The following is a 15584-nucleotide window of genomic DNA, read 5'->3' as shown; positions in this document are numbered from 1 at the left end:
GGAGGTCAACCCTCGGCGAACTGCAGCTTGTGCAGGCGCGCGTACTCACCGTGGCGGGCGAGAAGTTCGTCGTGGGTGCCCTGTTCGACGATCTGGCCCCGCTTCAGGGCGCAGATGCGGGTGGCGCGCTGGATGGTGCTCAGGCGGTGGGCGATCACCAGGGTGGTGCGGTTCTGCATGAGGGTTTCGAGGGCCGCCTGCACGGCGCGCTCGCTCTCGGTGTCGAGGGCGCTGGTGGCCTCGTCCAGGATGAGGATGGGGGGATCGTGCAGCAGGGCCCGCGCGATGGCGAGGCGCTGGCGCTGCCCACCGCTCAGGCTGGAACCCGTCTCGGCCAGGGGCGTGTCGTAGCCCTTGGGCAGGGCCGCGACGAAGTCGTGGGCATGGGCCTTCTTCGCGGCCTCGATGACGGCCTCGCGACTGGCGTGCAGCCCATAGGCGATGTTGTCGTGCACCGTGTCCATGAAGAGCAGGGTCTCCTGGGTGACGATGCCGATGGCCTTCCGCAGGTCGCGGGGGTCGAAGTCCCGCAGGTCGATGCCGTCGAGGGTGATGCGCCCCGCGGTGGGATCGAAGAAGCGGGGCACCAGGTTCACCAGGGTGGTCTTGCCGCCGCCGCTGCCGCCCACCAGGGCCACGGTCTCGCCGGAGTGGATCTCCAGGTCGATGCCGCGGAGCACCGGGTGTTTGTCGTCGTAGGCGAACTCGACGCCCTCGAAGCGCAGCAGGTTGGGATGGGTGGGCATGGGCTTCGGATTCGGGCTCACGGGGAGCTCGGGCACCCGGTCGAGCATGCTGTAGACGCGATCCAGGCTGGCGGAGGCGACCTGCATCTCGTTGTTGAGCTTGGTGAGCCGCCGCAGGGGGTCGTAGAGGGCGTAGATGGCCAGGATGTAGGTGAGGAAGTTCTCGGTGGTGAGGGTGCCGGCCTTGAAGCGCCCCGAGGCGTAGGCGGCGAGGAAGGCCAGCAGGAACCCGCCCACCAGCTCCATGATCGGCGTGGAGAGGGCCGAGGCCCGGGCGCTCTTCATGCCCAGGCGGAACAGCTCGAGGTTCTGGATCCGGAACCGCTGGACCTCGTAGGACTCCCGGGCGAAGGCCTGGACCACGCGGATGTTGCTGAAGACTTCCTTGAGGCGCTGGAGCAGGCGGCTGGAAGCCTCCTGGTTCCGGTGGTTCACCTTGCGGATGCGCTGGCTGAGCCGCTTCACGGGCAGGACCACCAGGGGGCCGGCGAGGAAGAGGGTGAGGCTCAGCTTCCAGTCCATGTAGAGGACCGTGGCCAGCATGGTGAGGGCCACGCAGACTTCGCGGACGGCCTCCGCCAGCTGGTTGCTGGCGATGCCTTGTACTGCGCCCACATCGCTGATGCTGCGGGTCAGCAGCTCGCCGACCGGGTGCTTCTGGAAGAAGGCGGGCTCCTGGATCAGCAGGTGGGCGAACAGGCGCTCGCGCAGGGCCTGGGTGGCCAGAATCCCGCTGCGGACCATCAGCAGGGTGCCGCTGTAGGTGAAGAGGCCCTTCAGGGCGAAGAGCGACACGAGCACCAGGGGCACCAGCAGGCCGCCGCTCCGCAGGGCCGAGGCTTCCGGCAGGCGGGCCATGGCCCAGGCGCGCAGGTGTTCCAGCTGCCCGAAGAGGCCCGGCTGGGCGGCCTGCAGGGCGTGGGCCTTGCCATCGTCGAAGACGAACTTGATGGAGGCGATGAGGGCGCCCTGGCAGAGGCCCGCCAGGAGCAGAAGCAGCGAAGCCCCCGCAATGAGGGGGGCGTGGGGGCGGAGGTGGTCCCGGAAGAAGCGGAGAATGCGCGACATGGTCAGAGACCAGCTTAGCCGGTCTGTCCGGCCCGGCCGCGGCGCGGGCTATTCGACCGTCACCGTCACGGTGCTCTTGCCGTCATCGAGGCTGAAGAGCTCGGTGCCCTTCGGGGCATTGAGGGCCTGGTCCATGAGGCGCTCCAGGTCCACGCCCTTCTTCTTCGCCTGGCGCATCTGCTCGTCCGAGAGGTAACCGCCCACGGCCCGGGCGAGGCCCAGGGCCAGGCGCACAGTGAGGGCTTCGGCCTTGGCGCGCTCCTTCACCCGCACCACGAGGAAGCGTCCTTGGGCGGGCCCGGCGGCCTGGGGTTGGACGCCCATGGCGAGGAGGGCCAGGCGGCAGGCTTCGGACGAGGCGTCCACCCGCAGGCCGGCCTGGAGCACCGGCAGGGCACGGGTGTCCCGGCGCTTGGCGAGCTGGAGGGCCGCGGCGATACGGACTTCTTCGCGGTCGTCGGACAGGGCGTTGGCCAGGCCTGTGCTGGCGGCCGGGCTGTCCCATTGGCGGATGCCCCAGCAGCGCACGCGGTTCAGCCGGGCCTCCTTGCCCAGGAGGCGCTGGTCGGCGTGCTTGGCCAGGAATTCGGTGTAGGCCTCGGCCGCCTCGTCCCACCGCTGGTCCTGCTCCAGGCTGGAAGCCAGCCAGTAGCGGGCGTCGGCGGCGCGGGAGGAGGTGGGGAAGTCGCGGATCAGCGCGCGGTAGACCAGGGAGGCTTCATACCAGCGCTGGGCGTAACGGAGGTCCCGGCCCGCGCGGAAGAGGGCCTCGGCGGGGCTCTCCATCGCCACCATGGCGAGGGGTTCCGGCGCCGCCGGAGCCACCAGGGCCGGCAGGGCCAACAGGAGGGACAGGGTCATGCGTCCTCTCCCCTCAGGCGGCGTTCCATGCGTTCGGCCTGGGTCTCCAGGTTGTGGGCGGCCGCCCACTGCCGGAGTTCTTTGGCGCGCTCGACGCTGAGGCAGTTGTCCTCGAAGGCCACTTCGGAGAGCCAGGTGTGCAGGGTGGCGCGGATGGCCTCGGCTTCCTTGAGGGGGGCGCCCTGGGCGGCGAGCTGATGGCTGGCTTCCAGGAGGGCCACGGCCATCTCGCGCTCCTGGCGACGGTCTTCCTCGCCCTTCTTGCACAGGGTTGGATTCTGCTCAAAGTCCTGGAGCAGGGTGGTGCTCTGTTGGAAGAAAGCGATCCAGGCACGATCCTGGGTGCGCTTCTGGGCCAACTGCTCGAGGCGCGCCGTGTCGCGGGCCAAAGCCTGCAGGCTCCGGGTGCGCTGGAGGGTGGCGACGGCGGGGATCAGGGCCACCAGAAGGACGGCGGCGGCGGCCAGGGTCCAGGAGCCGGTCCAGCGGGTGCGCGGAGCGGGGGCCAGGTCCGCCGCCAGGGCGGGTCCGTGGCTCCGGAGGGCCAGGTGGAGTTCCAGCAGGTCCGCCAGCTCGGCCTGCCGCGCGGGGTCCTCGGGCCAGAGCTCGGGCTGGTCGAGGATCTCGAAGCACCGGGCCTCGTCTTGGAGGCGGGGGTCGGGGCGGTTGGGGTCGGGGGCGGGGGTCATGGCTGGGGTCCGAGGGTCTTGCGGAGCTTCTGGAGGCTTTGGAAGAGCGTGGCTTTGACGGTGCCTTCGGCGCAGCCCAGATCCAGGGCGATCCGCTTCACCGGATGTTCATGCACGTAGTAGGCGAGAACCATGGCCCGCTGGCGGGGGGTGAGTCCGTCCAGAGCCCCGCGAAGGGCCTGGAGCCGTCGGCTTTGGTCCACGGATTCCCAGGGTGAAGCCTGGTGGGGGTCCGGTGCGTCAAAGGTCTCGGGAGGGGATACCTCTCGCCCTCGTCTACGCAGATGGTCCGTCGCCGCATTAGCCGCCAGCGTAAAAAGCCAGGCGGCCACCGGACGACCGTCCTCAAACCGTTGGCAATGCTGGAGGCATTTGAGGAAAACCTCCTGGGCCAACTCCTGGACGACCCCGGCCTCCCCCTGGAGGCGGCGGTGCAGAAAGGCGCAGAGCGGCCGCTCGAAGCGGGCCATGAGGTGGGCCAGGGCCTCCTCGCGTCCGGCCTTGAGCTGGGCCATCCAGTATTCGGGGGACTCCGCCTCCGGCCCGGCGGGTTCGCCGCCGGGACCCGGAGACAGGGGCAGGACCGCGCTCATGCCGCCACGCTCATGCCTTGGGGCCTCCGGTCGGGAGGCGGAAGGAGAAGCCGGGCTGGCCGAGCTTTTCCATCACCAGCTTGAGCTGGTCGGGCGTAAGGGTGCAGCGCAGGCCCACCCGGCGCTTCTCCTGGAGAAGCTCGGGAGTGGAGCCCGGCGTGGCCTGGACCGCATTGGCGGCGGCGACCAGGCGCTGGAGCCAGGGCGTGACCTGGTTGATGCCCTCGGGGGTGCCGGCCAGGGCCAGCTCGAAGCGGATGGGCTGGTCCTTCTCGGTGGCTGGCGTGATGCTCCAGAAGAGGGCGTTGACACCCTGGGGCAGATCCTTGATGAAGGTGCTTTCCAGGTTCTGGCGCAACCCGCCCAGCAGCGTCTCCGGCTGGAGGTAGCCCTGGAAGGGTGCGCGGGCGCTGATCCACTCGGCGGCGAGGGCCGCATCGGGCTGGGCGGCCAGGCTGCCGCGCGTGGCCATGCGGTTGAGGGCCTCGAGGGAGCCGATCCAGACCTGGCCCTGCTCGTCGCTGGCGGCGCGGATGTGGGCCTTCGTCCCCTGGGCCTCGATGTCGAGGATCACATGGAGGGGCCAGTCCCGGCCCTGCAGGCGCAGGCTACCCTCCTGAGGGAAGGACTCGGCCAGGGCCGAGACCAGGGCGGTGGGGTCCTTGAACTGGTTGAGCTGGATGAGGACATGCTCCAGGCCCTTCTGGAGGTTGTCCTCGCCCTTTTGCGGCATGCCGATGACATGGAAGGTCACCCGCCCGGTTTCGTTGCGGGGATTGATTCGGGCCTTCTGGAGGAAGAGGTCCAGGGCCCGCTCCACCATGGGATCCCGGGAGATCAGGGACTGGACATCCTTGTGGGTCAGCACCCAGCCCGCCTCGCCGGAGAAGGCCGCGAGGCTGTCGGCCGGCGCGGCCTGCACCCAGCCCGGGACCCGGGGCTTGGGCCGGCAGGAGGTGGCGAAGGGAAGGCAGATCAGAGCCACCGCGGCGGGGATCAGAAAAGCGGCGGGGCGTCGCATGGGGGCTCCTGGACTTGGGCTACGGGATCGCACTGGGAGCGTTTACCCGAGGGTCCGAAGGGCGGCGGGAAGATGGGGGCTGCGGAGCAGCTGCTGCTGTTCCGCCTCGGAGAGGAGACCCCAGATGCGGACGGAGGCCTCCCGGGGGGTCTTCGGGTTGAGCAGCAGCTCCGACATGATGGCGGCGTGGGCCATGAGCACGGGATGGCCCGCGATCTGCTCCAGCACGGCGCGCGGGGTCAGCTTGTTGCGGGCGAGCCGGAGGAGGACGCCCGGGTCGAGCTGGCGGTCGGACACCATCCGGCGGAGCGTCTCCTCGTCCTGGAGCACCTCCTGGGGCAGATGGCGCATGAGTTCGCCGCCGGAGGTGCGAAGCGCCGCGATGCGGTCGGGGATGTCGAGGGAAAGGTAGAGGTTCCGCAGGGATTCCAGGGCCCGCCGCTTGACTTCGAGATGAAGGAGCCGCGGGTCGCGCAGGATCTCGAGGGCGGGCTTCAGCCCGGGGAGATGCGCCAGCAGCCGCAGGGCCGTGGCTTCCGTCAGGTGGGGCTGGTGGATCAGGGCCTCGGCCACCAGCGGCTCCTCGGACCAGGCCGGGTGCGCGGCCACGAGCTCAGCCCGGGCCTGGTCGAACGCGGGCAGGGTGGAGGCCAGCAGGCGGGGCGTGAGGGCCGGGTTTTCCAGGGCCAGGCGGAACACCTGGGGATCCGGATCCTTGAGGATCTGGCTGATCTGGTCCTCCTGGGTGGCCTGGGTGGCCAGGAAGACCCGCTCCTCCATGGTGGCCCAGCGGCCCTCCTCGCCGCGCTCCGGCAGGGCCGAGGAGAGCCCGGACTGCTGGCGCTGCAGGCGGTCGTAGAAATACTTCACCACCCGGAGCAGCTGGGGCGACTGCCGCTTGGCCCAATAGGTGATGAACTGGTACTCACTCTCCTCCAGCTGGGTGAAGTAGCTCACGATGCGGCGGAGGGCGGCCCGGTTGCGGGCCCCGTGCTCCAGGGCCGCCACCAGGTGTCCCGAGAGGGCCAGGCGCCGGGAGAGCTCCGGCGGGCAGCCCGGGGCCTCCTGCAGGCTGTCCCGCACGGGTTCCCGGAAATACCAACGGGCCTCGGCGTAGACCTCCTCGAAGAACCCGGGATCGGCGCTCTGGGCCAGGGCCCGGCACACCAGATCCTCGGAGACCAGCGGATTCTGGAGGGCCGCCAGGCGCAGGTCGGCATCGGGATCCACGAGGAAGCCCAGCAGCTCGTCCGGCTGGGCTGTCTGCTTGGCCCGGGCCAGGCGGTCCTCCTTGTGCAGGCCACGGCCTGACGCCTGGGGGGGCAGGGCGGCGGGCGGGGCCGTGAGGGCATCCCAGTCCGGGTGTTCCGGGGGAAGGGGAGGCAGCTCCTGGGTGTTCCCGGTGGCGGAGACGGTCTTGGCCAGCTGTTTGGCCAGGAGCTTGGCCACGGGCTTGAGGGGGGGGCTCAGCTGCGAGTAGAGCGTCTTCACGGCCTCCGAGCGCTCATCTTTCTCGGCGGCGGGGGCCTGGTCCATCTCGCGCATCTGGTCGAAAAGGGAAACCACCATCTCCAGGTCGCGGCGGATGGCTTCGGGGGTGGCCTCATTCTCGGCCAGGCCCAGGAGGATGGGCCAGTGGGCCAGCCAGTGGGGTGTGCGGGCCATGAGGGTCAGCAGGCGCGGCGAGGCCAGAGAGCGGGCGAGCCCCTCCAGCATGTGCACCTGGCTGTCCGTGGGCAGCTGGGGCCGCACCAGGGCCAGATGGCGGAAGTGGATCCGTTCGGATTCTGCGAGGCTGGCGAGGAACGCGCCTTCCGCTTCCGACACGATCCCTCCGTTCAGGCGCAGGCGGCTTGGAGGAGGGCCAGGAGTTCCGGATCTTCCCGGAAGAGCAGGGCGTCCACCAGAGCGCCCTTGAGCCCCTGGTGGGCATGGACCGCGGCGAGGTGGCGCGGGGAGGTGATGCTGCCGCCCATGACCACGGGCAGGCCCGTCGAGGAGGCCAGCAGCTGCGCCGTCTCGAAATCGGGATCCGAGCCGGGATCCTCGGGAATGTCCACGAACAGCAGCCGTCGGAAGCCGTAGGCCTTGGCCCGGAGAGCCAGGTCCTGGGCACTGAGGGTCGAAGCATCCACCCAACCCGAGCGGTGGACCTTGCCGCCCCGGGCGTCGATGGCCGCGGTGAGGAAGGGTTGGAACCGCGCCATCAGCTGCTCAGCCACCATGGGGGACTTGTGGAGGATGGTGCCGGCCACCAGCCAGGCCGCGCCCTGGTCGATGAAGAACTGGGCCTGGTCGGAGCTGCGGATGCCACCGGCCACCTGGATGCAGACCTTGCGGTCCCGGGCGTGGCAGCGCTGGAGGATCTGGGCGATGAGGTCGCGGTTGTTGCCCTTGCCCATGGCCGCGTCCACATCCACGAGGGCCATGCGGGTGGTGCCCTCGTCGAGGAGCCGGGCTGCGAGCTCCAGGGGCGCCTCGGCGCACGGATCTCCGTCCCCCGTGGTGGGGACCACACGGCCGTGCTGGAGGTTCAAAGTCGGGTAGATCTTCAAGCGTACACCCCGGTAGACCGGCAGAGGGGAGTGTAACGCAAGGCTTGGGCCTATGTGGATCCCGTGAGCAGATCCAGGAGCCGCCGGGCGGCATCCCCTTCGGCCCGCTTGCGGGAGGGGCCGCAGGCCTCGGCCTGGAGGGCGCCTACCTCGGCGCGCACCGTGAAGCGCGGCGCGTGGCCTGGGCCCGACTGGGACACCTGGGTGTAGACGGGCGCCGGACGGCCCAGGCGGGCGGCCGTCTCCTGCAGGGTGGTCTTGGGGTCCAGCCGGGCCCAGGCCTCGGGGGCGGCGGACCGGATGGGCTCAAGGAACCGCGCCTCCACCAGGGCCAGGACGACGGCCGTACCGTCCTGGCCCGAGGCCTGGGCATCCAGGAACAGGGCCGCGAGAATGGCTTCCAGGGCGTCGGCCAGGGGCTTGGGGCCCATGGGCGGGGCCTTGCGCGGGTGGGTGGCGGTGAGGGCGCGGTCCAGGCCCAGGTCGAGGGCCCACTCGTGCAGCGAGTCCGTGCGCACGAGGACGCCACGGAACTTGCTCATGGGGCCTTCCTGCCAGTCCGGGCGCTCCCGGTGCAGCAGGAACGCCACGGCGAAATTGAGGAGGGCGTCCCCCAGGAACTCCAGCCGCTGGTTGTCCCGGCCCTTGGAGGCGGAAATGTGGGTCAGCGCCTCCTGGAGCAGGGCGCGGTCCGCGAAGGGGTGGCCCAACCGGGCCTCCAGATCGCTCAGGCTGTCGGGGCGTCGGGCCGTGGTCAATTCGCCAGCTCCGGGGGGAGCTTCCGGTTGAGCCGGGCCTTGTTGAACGCGGTCCTGAACCGGATGTTGCGGGTCATCTGGCCCACGAGGCCCTGCTGCCGGGCTTCGCGGACTTCCTGGACGAACTCGGCCGTGCGGCCCTGTTCCCACAGCACCGCAGCCAGCCACGCACGGGCATTGGCATTATAGGGATCCGCCTTGAGGGCCTGCCGGAAGCCGTGGACGGCCTTGTCGGGCTGGCTGTCGGCCAGTTGGATGGCCTCGCTGAGGGACACATGCCCGAGGTTCATGCGCTCATGGGTCTCCAGCTTGTCGAGCTTCTCGGGCTGGTAGCGCTCGGGTTGGTCGATGACCCGGGGTTCCTCCGCCTTGCGCTCCGCCACGCGGGGTTCGGCGGATTTGGCGGCGGGACCGGGGGGCTCGCCGATCCCGGGACCGCCCCCGGGGCCGGCCTCGGAACCAGGCTTGGTCTGGAGCGCAGGGGCGGCCTTGGCGCCTGGTCCGGAGGTCGCCGCGCGGGTGGCCGGATCCGCCTTCGGATCGGCAGGGGCGGCGGAAGGCAGAACTACCTCCGGGGCCGAGGCCTCGGGGTGGCCGCTTCGCAGCGCCCACCAACCCGCGCCGCCGACGCCGGCCAGGACGAGGGCCGCGAGGCCGATCCAGAGGCCCCGCCTGCTGCTGGCAGCGGGGGGAGGCGCCGTCGGCGCAGAGGTCGGCGGGACCGAGGCCGGCGCGGGCGTGGTCAGGGTCACCGGTGCCTGGACGGTGGGGGCCGAGGTCGGGGAGGTCGCCGCGGCTCGGGCCGGAGCTGTGGGGGCGGAAGTCTGGAGGAGCGAAGTGGCCTCCTCCACCTGGCCCTGCCAGGAGGGATCCTTGGCCGAGCGCAGGGCCTTGGCCAGGTCCTCGGCCGTCTGGAACCGCTCATCGGGGTTCTTGGCGAGGGAGCGGTCCAGCACCGAGCGGATGGCGGGGCTGAGGCCGCGGAGCTTCTCGACCTCGATGGGCTCGGGCTCCTCGTTCACGATCTTGTACAGCACGGTGGGGGTGGTGTCGCCGGCGAAGGGCTTGCGGCCGCTCAGGCACTCGTAGAGCATCACGCCCACGGCGAAGAGGTCACTGCGGGGATCGGGCTTGCCGGTGCGGATATACTCCGGCGCCATGTAGCTCACCGTGCCCATGACCATGCCCGTGGCCGTCATGTCCGAGTTGCTGATCTTGGCCACGCCGAAATCCATGACCTTGGCGTGGAGCCGCCGCCCGTCCTGCTGCACGCGCACATTGGTGGGCTTGATGTCGCGGTGGACGATATGCTGGCGGTGGGCGAAACCGAGGCCGTCGCAGACCTGGGCCAGCACCTCGAGGGCCTCGGAGCGCGTGAGGGACTGCTCCTGGAGCAGCTCGTCCAGGTCGTGCCCCTTCACGAATTCCATGGCGATGTAGAGCACGCCCTGGTCCTCGCCGAATTCGTAGATCGTCACCAGGTTCGGGTGGTTGAGCACGCCAGCGGCCCGGGCCTCCCGGGCGAAGCGCTCCTTGGCCTCCCCGCCCTGCGCCGCCGCGGGCAGGATGGTCTTGATGGCCACCTCGCGGCCGATGGAGGGATCCACGCCGAGGTAGACCTCGCCCATGGCGCCATTGCCCAGCACGCGCTTGATCTCGAATTTGCCAAGCTTCTCGAACATGAGAGGAGACCCCTGGGCATGGAGTGGTTGGAGGGACAGCATAGGTCCACTCCTGATCCGGGCCAAGGGACTTGGGATATTTCGGCATCCCCCGGCCTGTTTCCGACTGGCATCCTGGCGCGGAACATGCAAACTTGGATGCAATCCACCCGGAGCCCCGGTGCCCGAAGTCCGTCTCCGCCATTTTCTGCCGGCCCTCATGGGGTCCCTGCATCAGCAGCGGGCCGAAGGGGAGCTTGTACTCGAGCAGAACGATGGCACGCGCCGGCTGTACTGGGCAGGGGGCGACCTGGTGAACCTCCGCAGCGATGCGGTGGGCGAGCAGTTCGGCAATTTCCTCATTCGGCGGGGCGTGCTGGACATGGCATCGCTCAAGGAGCTGCTGGCCGATGGCGAAGGCTCCCGCATGGGCGACCGCGTGGTGCAGTGGGGCCTTCTGACGGTCGCCGAGCGGGACAATCGCCTGCATGAGCTGATGGGTTCGGTGCTGCTCCACGCCATGGAGCATCCGATCCTGAAGATGACTTGGAACCCCGGGGCGCTCGACGAGAGCCTCACCGGCGAGTTCCAGTTCCGGCCGGACCATCGGCGGCTCGTGTGGGACACCTTCCAGAACGCCAAGATCGACCGTGAGCTGGTGGAGATGTTCCGCAGCGAACCGGATTGGCGCTGGGAGGCGCGGCCGGATCTGCTGGAGGCCCTGAGCGATCTGCCCCTGACGCCCACCCTCGCCTACGCGCTGTCCCTGCTGGGCCATGAGGCCCTGGGCTACGAAACCATCGGTTCCCTCTCGAGCCTGCCCGCGGACGAGGCCGCCCGTCTGGTGGCCACGCTTTGGGCCCTGGGGGGACTCACCCTCGTGAAGGGCGACCTGCCGCTCGTGCCCAAAGAGGAGCCGCCGCCGATCCCACCGCCGACGCTGATCGAGCCCGAGGTTGAGCCCATCCTGCTGGAGCAGGACGACCTGGTGTTCGAGCCCCACGCCGACCCCATGCCCCTCCCGCCCCCGACGCCTTCTTCGCTTCCCCCCTTGCCGGAGGCCCTGGACCTGACCTTCGCAGAGCCGGCGCTGAGCCTGCCGCTGCTCCCCTCCGCCGCGGAGGAGGAGGCCCTGTCGCCCGCCGAGCGGGCCCACCGGCTGGTGATCAAGGCGAAGTCCTACATGATGCAGGCCCGGACCAGCGAGGCGATCCGCGCCCTGGAGCAGTCCATCAAGCTGGATGGGGATTCGGGTTCGGCCTACGAGGCCTGGCTCCTGCTGGGACGGCTGCGGATCGGCAATCCCGCCTGGTCCACCCGCGCGGTCGAGGCCCTGCAGGTGGCCTCCCGCATCAACCCCCGCGCGGCCGAGCCCTGGGCCCTCATGGGCGAGCTCTACCACCGCAAGGGCTTCCAGGCCAACGCCCAGGGCTGCTTCCGGCGCGCCCTGGAGTTGGATCCCTCCGTGGCCGTGCCCTCGGACTACGGTGGCGACGATGGTTCCGGCCCGTCCGCTCGTGAAGGCCACGGCCTCATGGGCAAGCTGAAGGCCATGCTGGGGCGGGAGAAGGGCTGACGGCCTCCATGGGCCAGATTGGATCAGCCCTGGGCGAGGGATCGACGGGCCTGTGAGAACTTGAGCCCCGCCAGGCTGCAGAGTCCGGCGGTGGCTCCGCGGCCGGGGGGGATCGATTCGCGGATGAGGTAGGGCTTCAGGGTTCCCGCCAGGTCATCGCCGGGGCCGAGGATGAAGATGTCGGGGAAGTCCGCGCGGCCCATCTTCTGGGCTACCGCGACCACCCTTTGTTCCGCTTCGGCCACGCTGAGGCCCGGCCCCTCCGCCGGTGGGAGCAGGACGAGGGCCACGGGATCGCCCGGAGTGAAGGCCATCAGGTAACTCACCACCACTTCCACCCAGCCGGACTGGGTCCAGTCGGGGGTAAAGAGGAGCGCCGTGGCCACGGGGGTAGGAGGCGGTGACGCCTCGGCTCGGAAGCGCAGCGGCTGGCGTGTGGCGAGGATGCGGACCCGCTCGGCGACCCTTTTGACGGGCCCTTCCCAGCTGAGGTTCGTCTCTGCGTAGGCCCGGGCCAGGGCTCCCTTGGCCCGGGCTTCCTCAGGATGGAGGGCCACGCCGGACAGGCATTCGGCGAGAAAGGCCTCGTCGGGCTCTTCCAACCAGAAGCCGGCGGGACCGGGCAGGAGGTCATCCACGCGGGGGATGGCGAGGGGCTGGCTGGGAATCCGGTACGCCCAGTCGCCCTGGGTGAAATCCATGGCCGCCCCTCGGCCTGTCACGATCACGGGAAGGCCGCTGGCCATGGCCTCGGCGATGGGCAGCCCGAAGCCCTCGCCCCGGTAGGGCATCACGAAGGCGTGGCAGCTTCGGTAGAGGGCCGACAAGTCCGCCTCCGAGAGGTCCTGCTGGAGGAACTCCACCTCCGGAGCCAGGGGGTCGGTCCGGAGGGACTCCAGCTGGGCCTGGAGTTCTGAGCCACTGTAGACGCCTCCGCCCTGAGCCTTGATGACCAGGCAGACATCATCGGCCGCAGTGAAGGCCCGGCGGTAGGCCCGGAGGAGCACATCGAAGCCCTTGCGGTAGATGGCGCCGCCCACATACAAGAAGCGGAAGGGCTTTCGCGTCTTCAGGGCGAATCTGGGGCCTTCGGGGCAGAACCGGGTGGTGTCCACACCCAGGGAGATGACCACCACCTTGTCTTCCGGCACACCGCTTTCGAGATAGCGATCGCGCAACCAGGAGGTGTAGACCCAGATTTCGTCCACGGACGCCACCATGGGGCGGACCCAGGCCTGGGGGAGGCCGCCGAACTCCCAGGGCTGGATCATGACCCAGCAACCCGACCGCGGCGGGGAGAAGCGGGGCGGCCACTGATGGCGGACATGGACGCCCACTGGACCCGCCGGCGGGCGATTCACGCGTGCGGCCAAGGGCAGAAAGGCGGGGTGGTCCTCGGGACGGAACTGATCGGCTTCATAGGGAATCAGACACAGATCCAGGGTCTCCTCGCGCAGCAGGCCGAGGCTGATCTGACGGTTCACATGCGCCAGACTGTGCCACACGAACTGGGATCCTTCCCACACCACGGAGGGTGATGCGCCTCCCGCGGCGAGGCCCTCGCGATTCGTGGATGGGACCGATTCCCAGAGGCCCTTCCAGACCCTCAAGGTCTCCCTGGCCACGGATTCCCAGCTGAACCGGCCGGCCTGGGCCACTCCCCGGGCCTTCAGACCCTGCCGCAGGGACTCGTCCCCGAGCAGTGCGAGCATGCCCTTGGCCAGGGCCGCCGCATCGCCAGGGGGGATCATCAGCGCGGCATCGCCGGCCACCTCGGGCAGTGAACTCGAGGTGGTGGTGATGACGGGGCACCCGCAGGCCATGGCCTCCAGCACAGGGAGCCCGAACCCTTCATAGTCCGAGGGGAACAACAGGGCCGTCGCCGAACGATAAAGGCATTCCAATTCGGGCCTGGGCAGGAAGCCCGTGAAGACCACGCTCTGAACGCCCTGTGTGCGAAGTCGATCCCGCCAGGCCCGGGCGGCGGGGCTATCGAGGCTTCCCACCACGACCAGCTGTACCACCTGGGATCGGCGGACCTCCGCAAAGGCCTGGAGGCTGAGGTCGAAGCGCTTGTGGTCATCCAGGGCCCCCACCACGAGGAAGAAGGGATCCTCGAGCCCCCACTCCGACCGGACCCTTTGGATGGTTTCAGGGGAGGCCGGGGCCCCTGGGTGTTTATTGAGGCCCGCCAGGATGGAGTCCAGACGGGTCTCCGGCAGACTCAGGTGGGCAATGAGATCCTGACGGGTGTGTTCGGAACAGGTGAGGACCTGCGCGCGGCTCTGTTTCAGCGCGTCGAGACGCTCTGCATATTCATCCTGGAGATCCTGGGGCCAGCGATCCAGGTAGCGCTCCCGGAGGAGGAGGGGGATCAGGTCATAGAAGGTGACGGTGAGGGGCGTTCCCGCCGGGAAAGCGGGGCCCACCAGGATGGGGTTGGGCACGAAGAGGAGATCGGGTACATGGACGAGGTCGTGGTCCTCCGCCCGGAAGGCTCCGAAGGACGAGAACTCGATGTTGGGAAGGGAGCGGAGGCGGTCCAGCGCCCAATTCGAAAGCTCCGGCGTGTCCAGAAAGAGCCGGTAGCGCCAGCGGGGTGTGAGGGCGGCGAGTGCCTGGAGGTGGTGGACGGTGTAGTGGCCGATGCCCTGCTGGGTGGAGCCCAGGTTGGAGAGTGTGCGTCCATCCACGCCGATGGTGCGCTCCCAGGAGCTGGCCTCGACCCTGGGATGGGCGTGGACGGACCCCTGGGGCCGCCGGCCCGTCGCGACCCAGTGCCGGTACCACCGGCCTCCCAAGAGCACGGCCATCAGGTCGCGGGTGCTTTCTTCCCAGGTCAGGCGCCGGATCCCGCGTGAATCGGGTGCGCGGTTTTCCGCGGCGCGCGCCAGCCATTCCGCTACGCGATCGGCCAGGACCTCGGGATCCGGTCCCGCGAAGTAGAAGGCGCCGTCTCCTGCGACCTCACGGAACACGGGAATGTCCCGAGCCAGGATGGGGAGGCCGTGCTCGGCGGCCTCGATCAGGGGGAGGCCGAACCCTTCGCCTTCGCTGGCCGCGATGAGGCAGCTGGAGGCGTCGTAGAGCTGTTCGAGGTATTCGTCACTGGCACCTTCGATCCAGAACAGGCGCTGATTCCGCTCCGGGTGATGATGGCGGATGCGGTGGACCAGCTTCTCCACGGACCAGCCCTCGCCTCCCACAAACAGGAGGTTCGCGTCCACCCCTCGGGCCCAGAGCCGGTCAAAGGCCTCCAGCACCTGCCGGTGTCCCTTGCGTGGTTCCAGCGTGGCCACCATCAGGAAGGTGGGGCGCTTCCGGAGCTCCATGAGCAGTCCCTCGGCCTCTGGAGGGACCCCGCGGGTAGGCAGGAAGGCCCCCAGGTCCGCCCCCAGGTGGAACCACCCCACGGGAAGGGGGGTCTTCCGCCGGGGGCCCTGGACCTCGAGCCAGGCCAGCGTTTCATCTGCCACGGCTTTGGAAATGCAGATGAGCCCGTCCATCTCGGCCAGCCTCGAAAGCCAGGGGGCATGGAGGAGGGCCGAACCCTGGCCCGGGAAGGCGTGGGGGAGAAGGATGGGGAGCAGGTCGTAGACGAGAGAACAGACCCGGACCCCGGCCCGTCGAAGGGCCTGGAAGGTTTCAGGCTGGATCAGGACCGCCTCGTGGTTGAGGTCGAGCCCGAGGAAGACATCCCCGCGCGCGGCGGACATGGGTTCGTCCTGGACATCGGGCCCCTGGCCGAGGCGATGCAGGAACTGGCGCGCATAGAGGAACCCGGGCCGCTCGGGGTGGGCGTAGACGGGCTCGACCTGGAATCCGGCCGGGGGGTGCGCCAGTAGCTCGCGCATGACATTCCGCACGACCCGTTGGATGCCCGTTTTCCGGTCGTAGAGGGCCAAGTTGGTCACATCGACCAGCAGTTGGCGGAGGGCCGGCGGCGCCACCCTTCCCTCGCGGCGGGAGGCGTCTGCGCGGAGGCTGGCGGAATGGCGGGGCTTGGACATGAGGAACCTAATGGGTGGGGAAGGTGGACCCAGGCCGGACCATCGG

11 protein-coding genes are annotated in these 15584 nt (G+C 69.6%); 1 reads left to right on the top strand and 10 read right to left on the bottom strand.

The window, feature by feature from the left end; translation table 11 throughout:
• Nucleotides 1-5: 5 nt before the first annotated feature.
• The 9 genes from QZ647_RS14505 to QZ647_RS14465 are packed head-to-tail and all read right to left on the bottom strand — an operon-like array spanning nucleotide 6 to nucleotide 9973.
• Nucleotides 6-1814 (bottom strand): ABC transporter ATP-binding protein, encoded by a 1809-nt coding sequence (locus QZ647_RS14505; protein WP_291272841.1) that lies wholly within the window; start codon nucleotides 1812-1814, stop codon nucleotides 6-8.
• Nucleotides 1815-1862: 48 nt separating this feature from the next.
• Entirely contained in the window at nucleotides 1863-2675 is an 813-nt protein-coding gene (locus QZ647_RS14500) for a tetratricopeptide repeat protein (protein WP_291272840.1), read from the bottom strand.
• On the bottom strand, nucleotides 2672-3364 hold the full coding sequence (locus QZ647_RS14495) for a hypothetical protein (RefSeq protein ID WP_291272839.1): 693 nt from the start codon (nucleotides 3362-3364) through the stop codon (nucleotides 2672-2674). Before QZ647_RS14495 ends, QZ647_RS14500 begins: the two co-directional genes overlap by 4 nt.
• Nucleotides 3361-3957 carry an RNA polymerase sigma factor gene (locus QZ647_RS14490; protein ID WP_291272838.1) on the bottom strand — a complete coding sequence of 199 codons (597 nt, stop codon included), beginning with the start codon at nucleotides 3955-3957 and terminating at the stop codon, nucleotides 3361-3363. The genes QZ647_RS14495 and QZ647_RS14490 overlap by 4 nt, the downstream gene beginning before the upstream one ends.
• 10 nt (nucleotides 3958-3967) lie before the next feature.
• Nucleotides 3968-4978, bottom strand: coding sequence for a hypothetical protein (locus QZ647_RS14485; RefSeq protein ID WP_291272837.1), 1011 nt, complete (start codon nucleotides 4976-4978; stop codon nucleotides 3968-3970).
• Nucleotides 4979-5020: 42 nt separating this feature from the next.
• The gene (locus tag QZ647_RS14480; RefSeq protein ID WP_291272836.1) at nucleotides 5021-6805 is read right to left on the bottom strand and encodes a hypothetical protein; all 1785 of its coding nucleotides are present in this window, start codon (nucleotides 6803-6805) and stop codon (nucleotides 5021-5023) included.
• Nucleotides 6806-6816: 11 nt separating this feature from the next.
• The gene (locus QZ647_RS14475; protein ID WP_291272835.1) at nucleotides 6817-7533 is read right to left on the bottom strand and encodes a HisA/HisF-related TIM barrel protein; all 717 of its coding nucleotides are present in this window, start codon (nucleotides 7531-7533) and stop codon (nucleotides 6817-6819) included.
• 50 nt (nucleotides 7534-7583) lie between these two features.
• Entirely contained in the window at nucleotides 7584-8291 is a 708-nt protein-coding gene (locus QZ647_RS14470) for a ribonuclease III domain-containing protein (protein ID WP_291272834.1), read from the bottom strand.
• The gene (locus QZ647_RS14465; RefSeq protein ID WP_291272833.1) at nucleotides 8288-9973 is read right to left on the bottom strand and encodes a serine/threonine-protein kinase; all 1686 of its coding nucleotides are present in this window, start codon (nucleotides 9971-9973) and stop codon (nucleotides 8288-8290) included. The genes QZ647_RS14470 and QZ647_RS14465 overlap by 4 nt, the downstream gene beginning before the upstream one ends.
• A 160-nt stretch (nucleotides 9974-10133) precedes the next feature.
• On the opposite strand from QZ647_RS14465, the gene QZ647_RS14460 reads away from it, so the two are divergent.
• Nucleotides 10134-11528: a hypothetical protein gene (locus QZ647_RS14460; RefSeq protein ID WP_291272832.1), complete on the top strand. Its 1395-nt coding sequence runs from the start codon at nucleotides 10134-10136 to the stop codon at nucleotides 11526-11528.
• A gap of 23 nt (nucleotides 11529-11551) precedes the next feature.
• Here QZ647_RS14460 and QZ647_RS14455 read toward each other — a convergent pair whose 3' ends face one another.
• Nucleotides 11552-15538, bottom strand: coding sequence for a glycosyltransferase (locus QZ647_RS14455; protein ID WP_291272831.1), 3987 nt, complete (start codon nucleotides 15536-15538; stop codon nucleotides 11552-11554).
• Nucleotides 15539-15584 lie beyond the last annotated feature (46 nt).

Origin of the sequence: Geothrix sp. (assembly GCF_020622065.1) — a bacterium.
GTDB lineage: Bacteria > Acidobacteriota > Holophagae > Holophagales > Holophagaceae > Geothrix.
The sequence above is the reverse complement of the archived record's forward strand: the minus strand, read 5'-3'. Positions and strand labels throughout refer to the sequence as shown.